The sequence below is a fragment of the Paraflavitalea sp. CAU 1676 genome (assembly GCF_029223285.1).
Taxonomy (GTDB): Bacteria; Bacteroidota; Bacteroidia; order Chitinophagales; family Chitinophagaceae; genus Paraflavitalea.
Genome location: NZ_JARHUJ010000002.1, coordinates 1 through 17743 on the forward strand (window position 1 = coordinate 1; position 17743 = coordinate 17743).

General features: G+C 49.7%; 14 protein-coding genes. 9 read left to right on the forward strand and 5 right to left on the reverse strand.

All coding sequences use genetic code 11. The annotated features are described in order from the left end of the window. Positions 1-533: 533 nt before the first annotated feature. The 4 genes from P2H89_RS04760 (at position 534) to P2H89_RS04775 (ending at position 3453) form a co-directional block, all read left to right on the forward strand. Positions 534-1091, forward strand: coding sequence for a hypothetical protein (locus P2H89_RS04760; protein WP_275825394.1), 558 nt, complete (start codon positions 534-536; stop codon positions 1089-1091). A gap of 59 nt (positions 1092-1150) precedes the next feature. After that, entirely contained in the window at positions 1151-2173 is a 1023-nt protein-coding gene (locus P2H89_RS04765) for a hypothetical protein (RefSeq protein ID WP_275825395.1), read from the forward strand. A 94-nt stretch (positions 2174-2267) separates the two neighbouring features. Beyond that, on the forward strand, positions 2268-3059 hold the full coding sequence (locus P2H89_RS04770) for a hypothetical protein (protein WP_275825396.1): 792 nt from the start codon (positions 2268-2270) through the stop codon (positions 3057-3059). Between the two features lie 55 nt (positions 3060-3114). Further along, complete coding sequence (locus P2H89_RS04775; RefSeq protein WP_275825397.1) at positions 3115-3453, forward strand: hypothetical protein; 339 nt, start codon at positions 3115-3117, stop codon at positions 3451-3453. A gap of 330 nt (positions 3454-3783) precedes the next feature. Here the strand turns inward: P2H89_RS04775 and P2H89_RS04780 are convergent, their stop codons facing one another. Continuing rightward, a complete protein-coding gene (locus P2H89_RS04780) occupies positions 3784-4641 on the reverse strand; it encodes an NAD(P)-dependent oxidoreductase (protein WP_275825398.1) in 858 nt (285 codons plus the stop codon). Positions 4642-4895: 254 nt separating this feature from the next. On the opposite strand from P2H89_RS04780, the gene P2H89_RS04785 reads away from it, so the two are divergent. The 4 genes from P2H89_RS04785 (at position 4896) to P2H89_RS04800 (ending at position 10068) form a co-directional block, all read left to right on the forward strand. Next, positions 4896-5231 carry a YegP family protein gene (locus tag P2H89_RS04785; protein WP_275825399.1) on the forward strand — a complete coding sequence of 112 codons (336 nt, stop codon included), beginning with the start codon at positions 4896-4898 and terminating at the stop codon, positions 5229-5231. A gap of 283 nt (positions 5232-5514) precedes the next feature. Then, positions 5515-7212, forward strand: coding sequence for an aspartate-alanine antiporter (aspT, locus tag P2H89_RS04790; RefSeq protein ID WP_275825400.1), 1698 nt, complete (start codon positions 5515-5517; stop codon positions 7210-7212). 37 nt (positions 7213-7249) lie between these two features. Next, on the forward strand, positions 7250-8902 hold the full coding sequence (gene aspD / locus P2H89_RS04795) for an aspartate 4-decarboxylase (protein WP_275825401.1): 1653 nt from the start codon (positions 7250-7252) through the stop codon (positions 8900-8902). Beyond that, positions 8899-10068 carry a porin gene (locus tag P2H89_RS04800; protein ID WP_275825402.1) on the forward strand — a complete coding sequence of 390 codons (1170 nt, stop codon included), beginning with the start codon at positions 8899-8901 and terminating at the stop codon, positions 10066-10068. Before aspD ends, P2H89_RS04800 begins: the two co-directional genes overlap by 4 nt. Positions 10069-10082: 14 nt before the next feature. Here the strand turns inward: P2H89_RS04800 and P2H89_RS04805 are convergent, their stop codons facing one another. Beyond that, positions 10083-10658, reverse strand: coding sequence for an HdeD family acid-resistance protein (locus tag P2H89_RS04805; RefSeq protein ID WP_275825403.1), 576 nt, complete (start codon positions 10656-10658; stop codon positions 10083-10085). Between the two features lie 233 nt (positions 10659-10891). Here P2H89_RS04805 and P2H89_RS04810 point away from each other — a divergent pair, with 233 nt between their 5' ends. Beyond that, positions 10892-11896, forward strand: a complete 1005-nt coding sequence (locus P2H89_RS04810; RefSeq protein WP_275825404.1) for a M43 family zinc metalloprotease — start codon at positions 10892-10894, stop codon at positions 11894-11896. Positions 11897-12009: 113 nt separating this feature from the next. On the opposite strand, the gene P2H89_RS04815 is transcribed toward P2H89_RS04810, so the two are convergent. The 3 genes from P2H89_RS04815 to P2H89_RS04825 are packed head-to-tail and all read right to left on the reverse strand — an operon-like array spanning position 12010 to position 17698. Beyond that, complete coding sequence (locus P2H89_RS04815) at positions 12010-15183, reverse strand: efflux RND transporter permease subunit (protein WP_275825405.1); 3174 nt, start codon at positions 15181-15183, stop codon at positions 12010-12012. Between the two features lie 27 nt (positions 15184-15210). Continuing rightward, a complete protein-coding gene (locus P2H89_RS04820; protein ID WP_275825406.1) occupies positions 15211-16287 on the reverse strand; it encodes an efflux RND transporter periplasmic adaptor subunit in 1077 nt (358 codons plus the stop codon). Between the two features lie 13 nt (positions 16288-16300). Continuing rightward, positions 16301-17698: a TolC family protein gene (locus tag P2H89_RS04825; RefSeq protein WP_275825407.1), complete on the reverse strand. Its 1398-nt coding sequence runs from the start codon at positions 17696-17698 to the stop codon at positions 16301-16303. Between the last annotated feature and the right edge of the window lie 45 nt (positions 17699-17743).

Genomic DNA, 17743 nt, shown 5'->3' on the forward strand with positions numbered 1-17743 from the left:
ACCGTGATCTTCAAACTGCTGTCATAAATCGAATCCCGGCCTTCTTTCTTTAGATTCATACTTGGGTAAATTTAAGTTACAGACTTACTACCCAAAACTGTAAAGCGATTTCAGGACGTGACATATCGTGGTACGGCAAAGGAGCGAGTCAGTCCCCCGTAAATCCCTGATGAAAGTGGCCCCCGCACGTTCGTTCCCTCGACTATACAGGATTACCGGATTAAGTTATTGATTGCCCCGCATTTCGATGCGGGGCTTCTTTTTGGGAGGCAGTGCAATGCTGCTCGGATGGTGCTAAACGTTTATATGTTGGGGAAAGTTAACAGAAATGGCTATATGTAATCGCTGAAAACCTTGCATTGTCATAAATATACCTGGTAATGACTACGTTATCTCGCCAAATTTTTGTAATCTCGAACGCTGCGTTGAATGGACGATTTTCCTGCGAAAATTGGTGTGGTGCAGCCGGGCTTGGTCACGGCCTGTGACTGAGGTGGCGAAGCTGGCGAATGCGGCAAAGTTAATTTATAAATATGCGTTCTACTGCAAGGTATATGTTCGTTGTGTTTTTGACCATGATCTCGTATGCTGTATCAGGTCAGAAAACGGAAAATGGAACATTTATAATGGTCGAAACCGATTCTTTTGGCAGCAGGATTGAAGAAACTATTAAGATCTATCAAGAGTCGATTTGGTTTGAACGAAAGAAGTTTGGCAACAGTGTTCTTCCTGGCGAAAAGTTCACCAACTGGTCGGGAGATGTTATGTATAGCAGGAAGCGGAAGGGGAATGTAGATGGGCCATCCTATTTTGGCTGGTTAATGGTGATGAGTTGTGATACATGTCCGGCGTTTTGGAAACATACGCTAAAATCAAAAGATAGTTTAAAAGCCGAAACTCATGAATGGGTGACTGGCGATACAGATACATTAATTAATAATGGAGATACAACTTATATGACTCCAACGTTTGTGAGTGTTGACGATCCCACTGATTTGGACAGGGTGAGGGCGCTTACTTTTACATTTACATCGGCAGGTGATATTCTAATGGACGGAAAGCTGTATAGGCGGAAAAAGAAAAAACGCTAGAGAATAAGTGGACATCAGGGCCTTTGGTTGTTCACTGTCAATGTAATTAGCTTATGAAAATGAACAAACTTTTTATACTTATGGGATTGATGGGTAGCCTGCCCGATGACGCCAGCGGGCAACAAGCCCAGCGGAACGATAATTCTTATCCCCAGGCGGTTATATCGAGGATGAGAATCCTGGAAGGTCGCTACGTCAACTCAATCATTAATAACGGTGGTATCTATTCCCTGATTGATCTGCCTGTTTATGAAGACGGCGTGGTAAACTGTTGGGATAAAGTCGATTTGGAGGAGTTGAAAGCAAAGATTTCAAAAGGCTGGCTTTCGCCCACTGCGCCGGATAAAGGAAAGATCAGCTGCATCCACCTGGCAGGTTGGGAAATTGCGCGTTCGAAGTGGTATTATACCAAAGAAAACTATCACGACTTTATTGTATCTGTCGTTAAGACTATGAACCCCACACTTTCCAACTTATACTACTCCAATGGAATTACAGCGAAGGTGATCGGCAATGTTAATTATTCTACTTTGTCGTATTCCGGTGAACAGCTCATTAGAAAGGACAGCGAAAAGAATATTTCATTCAAGGATTACAAAGGGAAAAGGGAGCATTATCTATACAAGAAGTCGGACGGCGTATATTGGCTAGCTAATTTCAATGTTTACGCCGATGGCAGTGTTTTAATTGATGGCATAGATAAGTCTATTAAAATTGACAAGGTACAAGAACTGGAGCCTTTGATCCAGCATGGCATCATTGCCACCAAGGTTCCTGATAATTCGACCATCATTATCAAGGATCTGGGAGAATTTGTGGTCGCAAAAACTTTGTACTCCGCTGATGTGAAAGACAAGTTCGTAGAAATAGGCGACATCGTCAGCTCACTGAATGGCAGGCCGACAACTTCTGGTGATTGTGTAAACGCCTTTAATGAATACAATAAGCAACCCACCAAGGAGAATAAAGCCAAATTGAAAGTGGCCTATGAGAGGATTCCCAAACACCTGAGGGTTTATGTTCTCGGCGATATGGATGCGAAGGACTGGCCCATCAGGAAGGTCATTTATGAAAATGAATAAGCGCTTTGCTGCCCGGTGATTTGGCGAAGTGGTAATCGACCATTTTAGATAAATATAGTAACAGTCCGTTTGAATATTTAATAAGGTGCCTGATATGAAAAGATTCTTTGTACGTGCGATTGTCTCGACAGTAATTTGCATTTGGTCGGCAACAGCATTGGGACAGCCACAGTTCGATATACAATCGTTTAATCAAAAGTTTGAGACGGCTCAATGGTTGTATCAGTATGATATTATTGCCTGGTGGACTTCAGATAGTATTCTTGCTGCCCCAAAAGAAGAACAAAGCAAGCTGGGTGGCGAATGGTTTTGCTTTCAGGAGAAGGATATCTGGCATGCTGCCTACGGAAAGTATGTCAATGATCAGTTTGAGCAGGTGTTTCATTATACGGTAGACACTGCTTCGAAAGTCAGGAGGGTCTATAATCCCATAGATACATTTCTTGCTAATTCCTACTCCCGGGCGTTGAGGAATGCCAACAGGCAAATCAAACCGCTGAAAGATACTGTCAATGTCAGGTTCAATCAGTTCATCAAGCGCAACGACGATCAGACGCTGTCTATTTGGCTGTTGCCCGCATTCTCTCAAAGCGGCGTTGCGGTTTATGGAGGCGAATTTTACTATAAGTTTGATCCAAGCGGGCAAGTAATGCTCGATAAGACAGAATACTTTCAAGGCCAATTCAAAGGTTTTAAAGCCGATAACCCCAGAGAGATCTGGCTCAATTATCGCGACGTTGAGAAGCCTACGCTGGGGGCCATTTTCTTCGTGTGGTATTACAAGAAATATTTTACCAGGATCACGATCGACAATAAGCCTTCTAATAGTACTGTTCTTTTTGAACCGGATAAAGGCTACTATTGGATACATGTGGTAAAGGATTAATAGAAGCTGGTTTAGTGAGCCTATTTGAAATCGCCACGTATGTGTATTTATTTGTATGAAGGAATATGATCTTAGTACAAGCGAAGAAATTGCAAGGGTAGCAGGACGAAAGTCTGACTATGAGCTCATTCGTGAATTTGTTATGTGGGATTCCAGGGAAAATGAAGCAGCATTACAGGTAATCGTGTTGGAAGTTTATAGAAGGCGAGGAAGGCTTACCTTCCTTATATTTTCCCTTCTTGCCTTCCTGACCAATTTTATTGTGATGCCTGCAGCACTCATAGCGATGAGTGACCGGTTGTTTTATTTTGAAGATACGCCGAAGGATATAAAAAGGATAAATCTGGTCGGATTTGTTGTGGTTGGATTAGGTCCTCTCTTTTTTTTGGAATAACCCAACTTTTTTCAGCGGATGGTCGAAGGGGTTTATTTATAATATGGAAAATATGGTTAGTGTTGGTGTTTTGTTTTGGTGTAGGCAAGACCATTTTTGACCTGAAAAGATTTGTTCGTTTACGCGATTGGGCGCGATGATCTCAATAAGTTGCCATTGAAGCATTGGGACAGGATGTAAATGCGGCTTGTCAATATGGAAAATCAGGATACCTGCAAGGGTTTGGCCGTTAATGTAAGGTAGACTTTATGAAATATAAAAGCCCCGTTATCACCAGGTAACGGGGCTTCTTATTTACGCGAATGCCGCGCGATTATTTCCTTAAGTTGTCTATTGCTTCGGTACCGAATTGCTGCCGATCACCGTCCAGTCGTTGTTGCCATGCCCCTTGGCGATCCAGCTATCCATTTCGGCCGCGATGGCTGGTAATATGGCAAGATGAACGCCTGCCTTGTCGGCTTCGTTGATGAACAGTTGGGTGTCTTTGCGCGCCATACTGAGCTCCCAGGATGGCTGGTCGTGATTGCCGGATGCCATCCGCTTGAGGCGTGCGGGTAACATCGCCCCGGGGTTCCACATATCGAACAGGCCCGCTACATCGCTCACGGCAAGGTCCATGGATTTTGCCAGGGCAAGGGTTTCGGAAAGGCCCACAGTAAGCGTGACCAGGAAACAATTGCCCATCAGTTTAACCGCTGCCGCTTTGCCTTCCCGGTCGCCCAGGTTGAGCAACTTGCCGGTCAGCGCTGAAAGGGTGGGGGTGAATTGCTCCACCACCGACTGATCGCCCGACACCAGCATGTAGCCGGTGCTTTCGAGGGCATTGATGGGCCCCATGAACACTGGTGCATGCAGGTAGGTGAATCCTTTCGCTTTCCAGTCTTTGGTGCGTTGAACCGCCCCTTCCACGGAGGTGGTGGTATGATCGATCAGGGTGGCACCTGGTTTCAAACCGGCTGCCGCTTGCGCCAGTACTTCTTCTATGGAGGCATCGTCCTTTAAGGTGATGTGTACGATGTCTGCTCCCTTCACGGCGTCGGCCACTGCTGCAAATGCTTTTGCTCCGTCTGCTTCGAGGGCGGTCGCTTTCGATGCCGTTCTGTTCCAAACCTGTACCTGTTCGCCTTTCTTTATTAATGCCTTCACGAAATTGGACCCCAGAAGGCCCATACCTATAAATGCCCGCATAATAGATTGTTTTGATAAAGATATTGAATTAATGGTGTAGCATTTGCTGATAGCAGGAGGTGGTACTTTCCGATATCTGTGCATCTTCTTTTTGATCATCTTAAGGATTTCCCCTACTTTAGAATATCGCTATTCGACCTGCTCACTGTTTCATCCCCTTGCCTGATAACCCATTACATCATTTAACAAAACGGGCCTGTCTCTTTGAAGTGCAGGCCAACGATCCCTTTCTATTCATCCAAAACTCCATTACTATGGGTAAGTTCGTTATTTCTACCAGGTCCGATGGCGAATTTCAGTTTGTACTGAAAGCCGGTAACGGTGAAGTCATTCTCACCAGCCAGGGCTACAGCTCCAAGGCCAATTGCACCAACGGGATTGAGTCCGTGCGTAAGAATTCGCAGGACGACAAATCATATGAGAGAAATACTTCCTCGAATGGTAAATGGTATTTCAACCTGAAGGCCACCAACGGCCAGGTGATCGGCACCAGCCAAATGTATGAGAGCGCTTCCGGTCTCGATAATGGTATCGACTCCGTAAGGTCCAATGCGCCTGATGCTGTCGTTGAAGAACTGACAGCCGCTTAGTATTCACTACCAGTCGCTTTCGATCGGGTCCTGTTGCCTCGGAGGCAGTGGCCCGGTCGTTTGCTGTCATGCTCCCTTTCCCCGTAGTTTTTCCTTCGACTTACTCCTCGTTCACCGGTTGCCCTCCGGAGCTTCCGCTTCGATCCGCTTCCCTTTCTGCTGTCCATCACGGTTAATAGCCCTGTCATTTCCGGATGCTATTGGTGGTTGCGCCGCTGCGCATCGTCCGGTATCTATCCAGTTCATTCAGCTATTCCCAAACGATTAACCTAAATATTCCGCTATGTGGTTTGTTCATGTATTCCGGCAGTATCCCGAACTGGCTGTTTTTCTAACCATCGCACTTGGCTTCTTCATCGGTCCCCTCAAACTTGGTAAATTCTCCCTGGGCACAGTAACCGCCGTTCTACTCATGGGTGTGTTGATTGGTCAAATGGATATCCAGATATCTCCCAACGTAAAGTCTGTTTTCTTCCTCATGTTCCTTTTCGCGGTAGGCTATAGTGTAGGCCCGCAATTCTTCCGCGGTCTTAAAAAAGACGGCATTCCTCAAATGATATTCGCCGCAGTGGTTTGTGTGCTGTGTCTCGTATTTCCGTGGCTATGCGCCAAATTCATCGGCTACAACGCCGGGCAGGCGGCCGGGTTGCTGGCAGGCGCCCAGACCATCTCTGCCGTGATCGGCGTGGCCAGCGATACCATCAACCAATTGAACATCGATGCTGCAGCGAAAACGTCTATGATCAATGCCATTCCGGTTTGTTATGCAGTGACCTACCTGTTTGGTACGGCCGGGTCGGCCTGGTTCCTGGCCAGTGTAGGGCCCAGGTTCCTGGGAGGACTTGAAAAAGTAAAACAACAAAGCAAGGAGCTGGAAGCGAAGATGGGTAGTGGCGGCGAGTTTGACGACCCCGGTATGGTAGCTGCCAACCCCATCATTTCGTTCCGGGCCTACCGCATCACCAATGACTGGTTTGCCAATGGCAGAACGGTTCAGGAACTGGAGGATTATTTATCGCAACAGCAGCTTCGCCTTTTCGTAGAGCGCATACGCCAGAATGGCAAGATCGTTGAGCCTGATTCCGCTGTGAAAGTGTATCCGAAAAATGATATCGTACTCAGTGGCCGCCGGGAAAACCTGGTGGGCGAAAGCAACCTCATTGGTCCTGAGATCAATGATATGGAGCTGCTGCATTTTCCCGCCGAAGTATTGAATGTGCTCATCAGTAAAAAAGAGATAAGCGGTCTAACCGTAAGAGCGATCCGCCAGCAGTCCTACATGCATGGTGTGTTTATCCGCGATATCCGGAAAGCGGATATCTCCATTCCGGTGTTGCCGGATACCAGCGTTGACCGGGGCGATGTGCTGCAGCTGGTAGGTACCAAAAAAGACGTTGAAACGGCAGCAGCCAGTCTGGGATATCCCGACCGCGCTACCAATAAAACCGATATGTTGTTCGTAGGCCTGGGCATCGTGATCGGTGGTTTGATAGGTGCCCTTACTTTCCATGTAGGTGGCGTGCCGCTGAGCCTGAGCACCAGTGGCGGTGCTCTCATTGCCGGACTTTTCTTCGGCTGGCTGCGTTCTCAGCATCCCACATTTGGCCGCATTCCCGAACCGGCTTTGTGGGTAATGAATAATGTTGGTCTCAATATGTTCATCGCTGTCGTAGGTATATCTGCAGGCCCCAGTTTCGTGCAAGGCTTTAAAGAAGTAGGCCTGGGATTATTTGTGGCAGGCGCTATCGCCACGACGGGTCCCTTACTGGGCGGTTTATTGATAGGCCGTTATATTTTCAAGTTCCATCCGGCACTCACCCTGGGTTGTACGGCAGGCGCCCGTACTACTACGGCTGCCCTGGGTGCCATCCAGGATGCCATCGGCAGCAAGACACCGGCTTTAGGTTATACGGTTACCTACGCTGTAGGCAATACGCTGCTTATCATCTGGGGCGTCGTGATCGTATTGCTCACGAAATAGCTTATTCCCCCTTTAAACGCACTTTAAATCTTTATCAATGGCAAAACTTACTAAAATACGCACCACCCGCGCTCAGGAAAAAGAACTGTTGCAACTGAGCCCTTTTGAGTTGAAAAATACGTTGATCAGCCTGGCGCAGGAAGAAACACAGAAGAACGCTACGACGATGCTCAATGCCGGTCGAGGTAATCCCAACTGGATCGCTACTACGCCGCGGGAGGCTTTCTTTACTCTGGGATTGTTTGGCCTGGAAGAATGCAAGCGTGTCGATAACCAGCCTGGTGGCCTGGCCGGTATCCCGGAAAAGAAGGGGATAGCGCAGCGGTTTTTGAAGTTCCTTTCGACCAACAAGAAAGCCCCCGGTATCGAATTGCTGGCGGCCACTTATAAGTATGGCATTAAAGAACATGGGTTCGATCCGGATAGCTGGGTGCACGAATTGGCAGAAGGCATTATCGGTGATCAGTATCCGGTGCCCGACAGGATGCTGCGTTACCCCGAGTTTATCGTGCACGATTACCTCGTGCAGGAGATGTGCGATAACAAGGCGCCCAAAAAGAAATACAAACTCTTTGCCGTTGAAGGCGGTACGGCTGCCATGTGCTACATCTTCGACAGCCTCATGCAAAATTACCTGGTGAAGAAGATGGATTCCATAGCATTGATGGTACCCACGTTCACGCCTTATATTGAGATTCCCGAACTGGAACGCTATGAGTTCAATGTAGTCAAGATCAACGCTTCGGCTATGAACCGCGAAGGGCGGCATACCTGGCAGTATCCCGATAGTGAGCTCGACAAATTGAAAGACCCGGCCATCAAGATCCTTTTCGTGGTGAATCCGAGCAATCCGCCGTCGGCGGCCATTCATCCCAACAGTCTTAAACGCATTGTGCAGATCGTGAAGGACCATAATCCGAATCTGGTGATTGTGACCGATGATGTATATGGCACTTTTGTGCCCGGCTTCCGTTCGCTGATGTCGGTGATCCCTCAAAATACGATCGGCGTTTATTCGTTCTCCAAATACTTTGGTTGTACCGGCTGGCGCCTGGGCGTTATTGCGGTGAACGAGGATAATATCTTCGATACATTTATCGCCAACCTGCCCCTCAAGCAGAAACAGGCTTTACGTGAACGCTACGGTACCATCACCCTCGATCCCGATGAGTTGTTGTTCATCGACCGCATGGTGGCCGACAGCCGCCAGGTGGCGCTCAACCATACGGCCGGCCTGTCGCTTCCTCAACAAATACAAATGATGCTGTTTGCGGCCTTCGTTTTGCTCGATAAACGTAACAAGTACAAAAAACTTACACAAGACCTCGTACAGAAGCGACTAAAGCTGCTGTGGAAGGAATTACAGATACCATTGGTGGCCGATCCGATGAACGCGGGCTATTATACCGAAATAGATATCCTCGTATGGGGCCGTAAGGTATACAGCGACGATTTCAACGAATGGTTGAAGAATAATTTTGAACCGGTGGATATCCTGTTCAGACTGGCAGAAAAGGCTGGTGTGGTATTGCTGAATGGCGGCGGCTTTGAAGGGCCCGATTGGTCGGTGCGGGTGTCACTGGCCAACTTGCCTACCGACATGTACAAGACGATTGGCCAAAGTATTACTGCCATTATGAAAGAATATGCGGCTGCCTGGAAGGCGGGAGAGGGGAGGACTTCCTTATGAGCAATACAATCGTCGTCCTGTCGCTGCTGTTGTCGTGTACCGCTTCATTTGGCCAAAAGCAAATGCAGATCGATACGTTCGCTGTTAAACATCCTTTGATACCGGAGGCCAAACAAAAGTTATTGAGCAATATCGATGTGATCGCCAACATGCAAAGCTCCCTGCGTAATGAATTTGTGGATGGGGAGTATACCAAAGGCCGGTTCATCATGAACCAGTTCAGGCTCGAGCTAAAAGGTAAGATCCATGACCGCGTGTATTTCCGGTTCCGGGACCGCTATACGAAAAATACGGATCCGCAGTCGGAGGATAATATGTCGAGCTCTACCGACCTGGCCTATATACAGGTGCAGGCGAGCAATAAGCTCAGTTTTACGATCGGCAAGTTGTGTGCCGATTGGGGCGGCATCGAGTTCGATATGAACCCGATCGATATTTACCAGTATTCGGATATCGTGGAGTACTCCGATAACTTCTTATTGGGTATGGGCTTGCAATGGCAGGCCAGTGAGAACCATTCCTTCAGTTTTCAGGCTTTGAATTCACGCACCCGAACTTTCGAAGAGATCTATGGTACGGTACCGGGTATTACTGAATCGAAGTTCCCGTATGCTGCTGTGGCGAATTGGCGGGGCACCCTGTTGGGTGACAAGCTAAGCACCATCTGGTCGTACAGTATTTTCAAAGAGGCCAGCAATACGTACATGTATTACGTTGCGCTGGGCAATCAGCTTTCGCTCGGGCGCTTTCAGCTGGCGTATGATTTCAAATACAGCAAAGAAGACCTGGACCGCAAGGGGATCTTTTCGACGTTTACGGATCCGACCAATACACAACCCGCTGCGCAGGATGTATTGTATGCCAGCCATTGGCTGAAAGCAGATTACCGGATCGGTAAGATCAATTTGTCGGCTGTGGGGATGGTCGATTTTGCGAACTGGAAGGGCAATCCCGATCCAAATAAAGAGAATAAGCTACGAACTGCCTGGGGATATATTCCAACGGTAGAATACTTTCCTTTCAAGAATTTCAACCTGAAATTCTTTGTGAATTATGTGGGCCGCGTATACCGGTATACGGATTATGCCAAAAACCGTTTTGGAGCGGTGAATTCGAATACGGGTGTTATTTCGCTCGGCTTTATTGCTCCCTTGCATGTTTTGTAAAAATAATTTGTGTATCAACGCGGGTGGGCAGACGGATAATGTTTTGTGTTAGACTCCTTATGGCGGCGTCTTAACCGCATGGCAAAGGATACCAGGAATATGCCGAAGATCAATGCATAGAACCCAAAGATGAACGTAATGGTGAGCGCGCCGGCTATAGGGTTTGATAACAACAGGATACCAAACAGGATGCTCAATATGCCTGCCACAATATACCAACCTTCGTTCCGGATCAGTTTGCGCAGGTTGATGGCCACTACGATCTCCAGTATGCCGATGATAATGGCCCAGAAGGCTACGAGGTAAATGAGTGCTGCGCCGGTTACGAAAGGGTTCCTGAACGTTATAATGCCTACAATAATGCTGATGATGCCGATCGCCAGCATCCAGCCCCAGGAAGCCATAATTTTACGATTACTGATGGCGGCCACCACGGAGAATATACCGTCTATGAACATGTAGGCGCCCAGGAATATGACCAGGGTGGTGAAGGTACCCGCCGGCGCCCATAATGCGATGGTGCCAAGCAGTATGGCAAATATACCTCTAAGCAGGAAGATCCACCAGTACTGTGAAAAATGCAGACTCATAAGAACTGTTTTATGTGAGGAAATGAAGGCTTCGTTTGTTGGAGCGGGCAGTGGATGTTATCGGTGAACATCCTGTAACAATGTTGAGTCGATTGAGCTGTATGTAGCGGTGTGCAGTGATGATAAAGTTAGCGAAATATATAATACGATCCTGTTCGTGGTAGAAAGTTAGATAGCCAAGCAACGATTGCGGTAATATGGTGGTCATCTAGAGTCTCTATACCTTCCTTGAAATGCACCTACACTACTGCCGGTTTATACGTTATGGTTCTCTTATACTGTTGCTGATGGCGGCAGACGCATGCCGAAGACCCAGGCACGATCCTCCGGGACCTACGCCGCCCGTCGTCATTATCCCCGACGATGCCATTATACGGATTCCGGTTATTGTTCATGTGTTGTATAACCAGCCCGACTTTAACATCTCCGACGAAAAGATCGTTTCGCAGCTCAAGGTATTGAACGCGGATTTCAGGATGAGCAATATCGATATTGACCAGGTGCCGGCTGAGTTTGCCCACCTGTCCGCCGATGCGGGGATCGAATTTGTACTGGCCACTGAAGATCCGGAAGGGAAGGCTACCGATGGTATTGTGCGCGTGCACACGGCAGTAGATGGCTGGGCGGGCAATAACCCAACGGGTACCATTCCGGTCGAGAAGCTTAAGCTCTTTCGCACTGCCGATGGCGGCAGTGATGCCTGGCCTGCCGATCGCTACCTGAATATCTGGATAGCGGAAATGTCGGACCGGCAGGGTAAGATGGGTCTGGCAGGTTATTCCAGCTACCCTGGCGCCGATGCGCGCATTGACGGTGTTGTCATAGACCCGCGGGCCTTTGGTACGCTGGAGCCGCTCGTTGATGGGCACCGGCTCGGACGCACGGCCACGCACGAGATCGGCCATTGGTTCAACCTGCTGCATATTTTCGGCGATGCCGATGATTGTGCCGCTACCGATCATGTCGACGATACGCCCAGTACGGCCACCCGGTACCTGGGACATCCTACCTATCCACAAAACTCCTGCGGACACAGCAATATGTTCATGAATTTTATGGACTATGTCGATGACGAGTCCATGTTCTTTTTTACCAAAGGGCAGCGGGAGCGGATGCGGAAAACATTCCATGCGCGGGGAGGACGACACAAACTTTACCTCAATTGCCGGGATAAGGCCGAAGGAAAGGATAAAGAAGAAAGCCCCAACCCTCCCTCCGATCATCATTGGGGCGGCTGAGGCCATCTCCTGCATTTGCTGCGTGGTTTTGTTCCTGCCTTTACATCATTGCCTTTCTAAGTCATCACCTTTGTTTACGGCCCGGGGCTTCTTGCCCGCCGGGCCGCGGTCTTTTATATATGGGAGGGACTGAACGCTTCTTCATGTGTGTCTTGCGGCACATAGTCTTCTGTCATCAGTTCGCCAATATCCTGTTTCTTTTTGCCCCTGTTGAGCCTGTTCACGATCTTATCGAAGATCGAGTACATAACAGGCACCACTACGAGGGTAAGGAACAGGGAGCTGATCAATCCACCAATGATCACCCAGGCCAGGCCGTTCTTCCATTCGGCACCGGCGCCTTTGGCGATCGCGATGGGCAACATACCGATCACCATCGCAATGGTCGTCATGAGGATGGGGCGTAAACGGGCATGGTTGGCATCGATGAGCGCCTGGTAAGTACTGGCGCCTTCTGCCTTCCGCTGGTTGGTAAAGTCGACCAGGATAATCGCGTTCTTGGCCACCAAACCGATCAACATGATCATACCAAGGATGGTAAACAGGTTGATGGAGTTGTTGGTGAGCGCCAGTGCCAGGAAGGCTCCGATGATCGCCAGCGGTATCGAGAACAATACCACAAAAGGATATACGAAGCTGTTGTACAGCGCGACCATGATGAGGTACACCAGTACGATCGCGGCCAGCAGGGCTATACCCATCGATCCGAATCCTTCGCTTTGGTTTTCCATATCACCACTCCATACAAAACCTACTCCTACAGGGCGGGGCAGTTGTTCAAACTGCTTTTGCCATTCGGCGGCTACGGTTCCGGAAGGGCGTCCCACACTCTGTGCCTGGATGGTTACCGACGTGCTCTTGTCACGACGCTCCAACTGGCTGGGGCCCGAACCTTCTTTTACGGTTGCAAACTGAGAAAGCCGTACCTGTTGTCCCTGGTCGTTGATGAAGATCAGGTTGCTTACATCCTGTATGTTTTGGCGGTTGAACTTCTCATACCGGATATTGATGTCGTACTCATACTCACCCTGGCGGAACTTGCCATCGGTGTTGCCGCTAAAGGCGGTTTGCATGGTACCACCAACAGTAGCCAACGAGAGACCCAGGGAGGCCATCTTATCGCGGTCTACCTGCACACTGATCTCGGGATTGCCCGCTTCTACCGACAGCCGCATTTCTGTAGCGCCCGGTATCTTCTTCAGCTGTGCCATGGCGGCGTTGGCAAAGGTCATCACACTATCGAGTTCGGGGCCGGTGATCACCAGCGCCAGGGGCGCCTGCTCTGCCGTACCCAGGATACTTACCGGCACGGTCTTCACCTTGGCGCCAATCAGTACCTTTTCGAGTTCGCGTTTGGTTTTAACAGCGTATATATTGGCCTCATCCTGCCTTTCGGTCTTTGGTACCAGCTGCACGTCGATCTCTGCTTTGTAGGCGGTAGACTGAGAGGCGCCCATACCGTCGCTGCTTTGACCGATGGTGGTGATGAGTTTGGTTACTTCTTTCTTGGTCTTGAGGTGTTCTTCTGCCTTACGCGTCATGGCATTGGTTTGCTCGATGGACGCGTCTTTGGGCATTTCGATCTGTACGAGAAATTCACCGCGGTCGGTCTTGGCAAAGAACTCCGCCCCGATAAAGCCAGCGCCTACCAGGTAGAATGAGCCGAAGAACAATACGAGCATTACGCCCAGCGTGGTCTTTTTATGGCCCAGGCACCATTTGAGGATACCGGTAATCCAGTTGGTAAAGCGGTGCATACCTTTCTCAAAACCTACGATGATCTTACCAAAGAAGGTTTTGCCCGTGATCTGCTCCAGCTTACCAAAGCGCGAAGAGAGCCAGGGTACGATGGTGAAGGAGGACAACAGCGACAGCAGGGTAGCGATAGATACCGTTACGCAGAATTGCTTCAGGATATCCGCGGCCAGGCCGGTACTGAGGGCAATAGGTATGAACACCACTACGATTACCAGGGTGATGGAGGTTACGGTAAATCCAATCTCCTTCGTGGCCTCATAGGCGGCGCGTACGCGGTTCTTACCCATCTCCATGTGGCGATAGATGTTCTCCAATACCACGATGGCGTCATCGACCAGGATACCTACTACCAGCGAAAGCGCCAGCAGCGACATCAGGTTGAGGGAGTAACCCAGCAGGGCCATTCCAATAAACGTCGCGATCAATGAGGCCGGGATCGCCACCATGACGATGAGGGCGTTACGGATACTGTGCAGGAAGAACAGCATCACAAATGCTACCAGTACCACAGCCAGTATCAGGTCATGGATCACCGCATCGGCCGATTGCAGGGTATATACCGAGCTATCGTTGGCGATATCGATCTTGAGTCCGGTGGTGGAATAGTCTTTCTGTAACTTCTGGATGGCAGCCGTGATCTGCTTGCTCACCGCTACGGCATTCGCATCCGATTGTTTGATGACCTGCAGGGCGATAGACGCCTGCTGGTTTACACGGGCCAGTTTCTCGACGTCTTTCTGCACGTCCTGTACGTCGGCCACATCTTTCAGGCGAACTTGTACGCCGTTCTTGCTATACACTACGAGGTTGCGCAGTTCATCTACGTTCTTATACTTACCGGCCAGGCGGATCAGGATGTCCTGCTCGCGTGTTTGTACACTACCGGTTGGGAAGTCGAGGTTGGAGGTGAGAATGGCATTCTGTACCTGCCCTAAAGAAAGGCCAAAGCCCTGGAGGCGGGTTGCGTCGATGTTTACCTGGATCTCACGCTCCTGGCCGCCGATCAGGTTTACCTGGGCTACACCCTGCACACGTGATAAAACGGGTGCAATGCGTTTGTCCATCAGGTCGAAGAAAGCTGCTTCTTCGAGTTTGCCCGTGGCCGACAGGGTCATGATGGGCAAGTCGTCGAGCGAAAACTTATTGAGGGAAGGTGGGTCCACATCATCCGGAAGGTCTTTCAGGATGGCGTTCACCTTACGTTGCGCATCATTGAGAGCATAATCTACATCCGTACCGCTGTTGAGCGTGATGGTGATGATGGACAGGCTCTCGAATGATTTTGTTTCGAGCTTCTTGATGTTCTCCATGGAGGATACGGCATCCTCGATCTTCTTGGATACGGTATTCTCTACTTCACTGGGCGATGCCCCGGGATACACCGTGGTGATGGATACCACCGACGGAGCGAATTTGGGCAGCAGCTCATAATTGAGCGATTTATAACTTAACAAGCCGCCGAGGATCAGTACCGTAAACAGTACGATGACCAGGGTAGGCCGTTTGATCGATATTTCTGCAAGTTTCATGAATTCTTTTTTTGGTTTAAGCCAGCCTTACTTCACGATGGTTATGGGTGATCCTTCGGACAGGTTGATCTGTCCGCTGGTGATCACGGTTTCTCCTTCCTGTAATCCCTGCAATACTTCTACTTTGTCGCCCAGTACGCGGCCGGCGATCACTTTGCGCAAACTGGCTGTGCTGTCGCTTTTTGCCACAAATACCTGGTTGCTGTTGACGCTGCCGATAAAGGCGGAGCGGGGAACGAGGATGGCTGCTGCCTGTGCCGGGAAATCGAAGATGGCGGTGGCATACATGCCGGCCTTGATCTGGTTGCCTGGATTGGCGGCCAGTGCGATCTCGATGGGGAAGCTCAGGGTAGCATCGGCCTTGGCAGCGATGAAGGTGACGGTGCCGGCAAAATCCTTGTCGGGAAATACACTGGCTTTGATCTTCACCTTGTCGCCTACTTTCAGGTTGGCTACCTGCGATTCGTTGACGGTTACCTGCAGTTTCAAACGGGATATGTCTACCAGTTCAAACAGCTTGGTGCCGGGTGATACCACGGCGCCGGGCTCGATGTAGCGCTTGTTCACCACGCCATTGATTGATGAGCGGATGTATGCATCACCGATCTTGATCTTTGCCTGGGCTACGCGTGCTTCTGCATTGCTGAGGGCCAGCCGTGCCTGGTCGAGTTGTTGTTGTGTTACACCGCCGGTTTTGAAGGCATTCTCGAAACGCTCTTTATCCTTGATGGCGTTGTTGTAGTTGGCCTGTGCGCTTTCGAGGTCTACGTTGAGCTGATCGGTCTTGATCACCGCGAGGGTTTGTCCTTTGCTGACGGTGCTGCCTTCGTCTACCAGTACCTGGGTAACGCGGCCAGAGTTTTCGGCCATGAAATCCAGTTGCTGGCCGGGTATGAAATTACCATTCACGCCAAAGTCGAGCGCGAGCGATTGTTTCTGTACGGGTGTAACGCGAACAGCTATGTCGCCATTGGCTTCGGCTACTACCGCTGTTTTCTCTGCATTCTTCTTCTTATTGTTCTTCAGTGTCGAGGCGATCAGCGCCACAGCGCCAACGAGCACTACGATCGTGATAATGGTGCGTATAATAGATCTCTTTTTCATCCTGGTTGAGTTACTAGTTTAATAAAGATTTTAAGTTGCCTTGTGCTTTGATGAGCTGTATCTCTGCTACCCGGTAATCGAGCAGGGCAGATGAATAGCTATTGTGCGCTTCGGTGAGCGAGGTTTCTGCATCGAGCAGGTCGGTGAGCGAAGCAAGGCCATTGTTGTAGTTGTTCTGTACATTGAAGAACACTTTTTGCGCCAGGGCCACATTCTCCTTCTGTGTATTCAATACGATCACACTGCTGTTGATCTGCGTTTTCGCATTGTGGTAGTTCATGTTCAACCCCAGCGATGTATTTTGTATGTCTTCCTGCAATTTGCGGATGCTTACATCGGCCTGGCGGATGCGTGAGCGGGTGGCGAAGCCATTAAAGATCGGCACACGCAGGTTGACGCTCACTGCCGAGTAATCGAACCAGTTTACGCCTGCTTTCTGGAACCAGGGCAGCTTGTTGCCCAGTCCCTGGTAGGCATAGTTGCCGTTGAGGGAAAGGGTAGGATAGTACTCGGCCTTATAGGCATCCTTCTGAAGCTTCAGCAGGGTTTCCTGTTGTTTGAGCAATTTGTATTCGGTACGGTTGCTGAAGTTCATGGTGTCGGCTATGCTGACCGCCTGGGGATGTATGGCTTCGAAGGCGACAGCCGGCAGCGCGATGTGTGTTTCGATCGACATGCCCATCGCATATTTCAGCTGGTTTTCCAGCTGGCTGACTGCATTCAGCAATTGCTGCCGCTGAGATTGGAGGTTGGAGACGTTTACCGTGATGCGGTCTACGTCGATCTGCTTGGCCAATCCATTCTCGTACTGTCCTTTTATGATCTTCTGTACTTTGATCGTGTTCATGAGAGTAGTATCTATCACCCCGATCATCTGGCGTTGTACCAGCACGCGGTAATAGAGGGTGGCTACCTGCTCTATCAATTGTTCGTCGGTGTATTGTGCCGCGATCCTGTAATATTCCTGGGTCGATTTGGCGGCTTTGAGGCCGGTGAATACGCCCTGGTCAAACAGGCTCTGCGAGACCGAAATGCCTGCTCCGGAGCTCCATTTTTGTCCGAATGCTACCAGCAGGGTTTTGCCGGGCTGGCCAGCCAGTTCGCCCGGTAAGGCGCTCTGCTGCAGGATCGGGTTGTAAGTAATGTTGGCGTTGCCGGTGATCTGTGGCAATGCGCGTGACTTTACTTCCTCGATCTGGTATTGTCCGTTTTCGATATCGAGCTTTGCCTGACGGGCTGCATAACTCGCTTTCAATACATAGTTCAGAGCGTCCTTCAGCTCAAGCGTTGTGACGCTGCCTGCCGGAATGAGGGTGCCGGGTGCTGCCGCAGGCGCGGTGTCTTGTGCCAGGGCACGCCCTCCGGTGAGCCCTGCTATGAGCAGGAGGCTCCAGGAAAGTCGTTTCATCATTCGATTGTTTTTCACGTTCATAAAATCATGCGTTTATTGCTGTTT

Coding starts and splice junctions, on each gene's coding strand:
- P2H89_RS04760 (WP_275825394.1), top strand. CDS start 534: ATGCGTTCTACTGCAAGGTATATGTTCGTTGTGTTTTTGACCATGATC.
- P2H89_RS04765 (WP_275825395.1), top strand. CDS start 1,151: ATGAACAAACTTTTTATACTTATGGGATTGATGGGTAGCCTGCCCGAT.
- P2H89_RS04770 (WP_275825396.1), top strand. CDS start 2,268: ATGAAAAGATTCTTTGTACGTGCGATTGTCTCGACAGTAATTTGCATT.
- P2H89_RS04775 (WP_275825397.1), top strand. CDS start 3,115: ATGAAGGAATATGATCTTAGTACAAGCGAAGAAATTGCAAGGGTAGCA.
- P2H89_RS04780 (WP_275825398.1), bottom strand. CDS start 4,641: ATGCGGGCATTTATAGGTATGGGCCTTCTGGGGTCCAATTTCGTGAAG.
- P2H89_RS04785 (WP_275825399.1), top strand. CDS start 4,896: ATGGGTAAGTTCGTTATTTCTACCAGGTCCGATGGCGAATTTCAGTTT.
- aspT (WP_275825400.1), top strand. CDS start 5,515: ATGTGGTTTGTTCATGTATTCCGGCAGTATCCCGAACTGGCTGTTTTT.
- aspD (WP_275825401.1), top strand. CDS start 7,250: ATGGCAAAACTTACTAAAATACGCACCACCCGCGCTCAGGAAAAAGAA.
- P2H89_RS04800 (WP_275825402.1), top strand. CDS start 8,899: ATGAGCAATACAATCGTCGTCCTGTCGCTGCTGTTGTCGTGTACCGCT.
- P2H89_RS04805 (WP_275825403.1), bottom strand. CDS start 10,658: ATGAGTCTGCATTTTTCACAGTACTGGTGGATCTTCCTGCTTAGAGGT.
- P2H89_RS04810 (WP_275825404.1), top strand. CDS start 10,892: ATGCACCTACACTACTGCCGGTTTATACGTTATGGTTCTCTTATACTG.
- P2H89_RS04815 (WP_275825405.1), bottom strand. CDS start 15,183: ATGAAACTTGCAGAAATATCGATCAAACGGCCTACCCTGGTCATCGTA.
- P2H89_RS04820 (WP_275825406.1), bottom strand. CDS start 16,287: ATGAAAAAGAGATCTATTATACGCACCATTATCACGATCGTAGTGCTC.
- P2H89_RS04825 (WP_275825407.1), bottom strand. CDS start 17,698: ATGATGAAACGACTTTCCTGGAGCCTCCTGCTCATAGCAGGGCTCACC.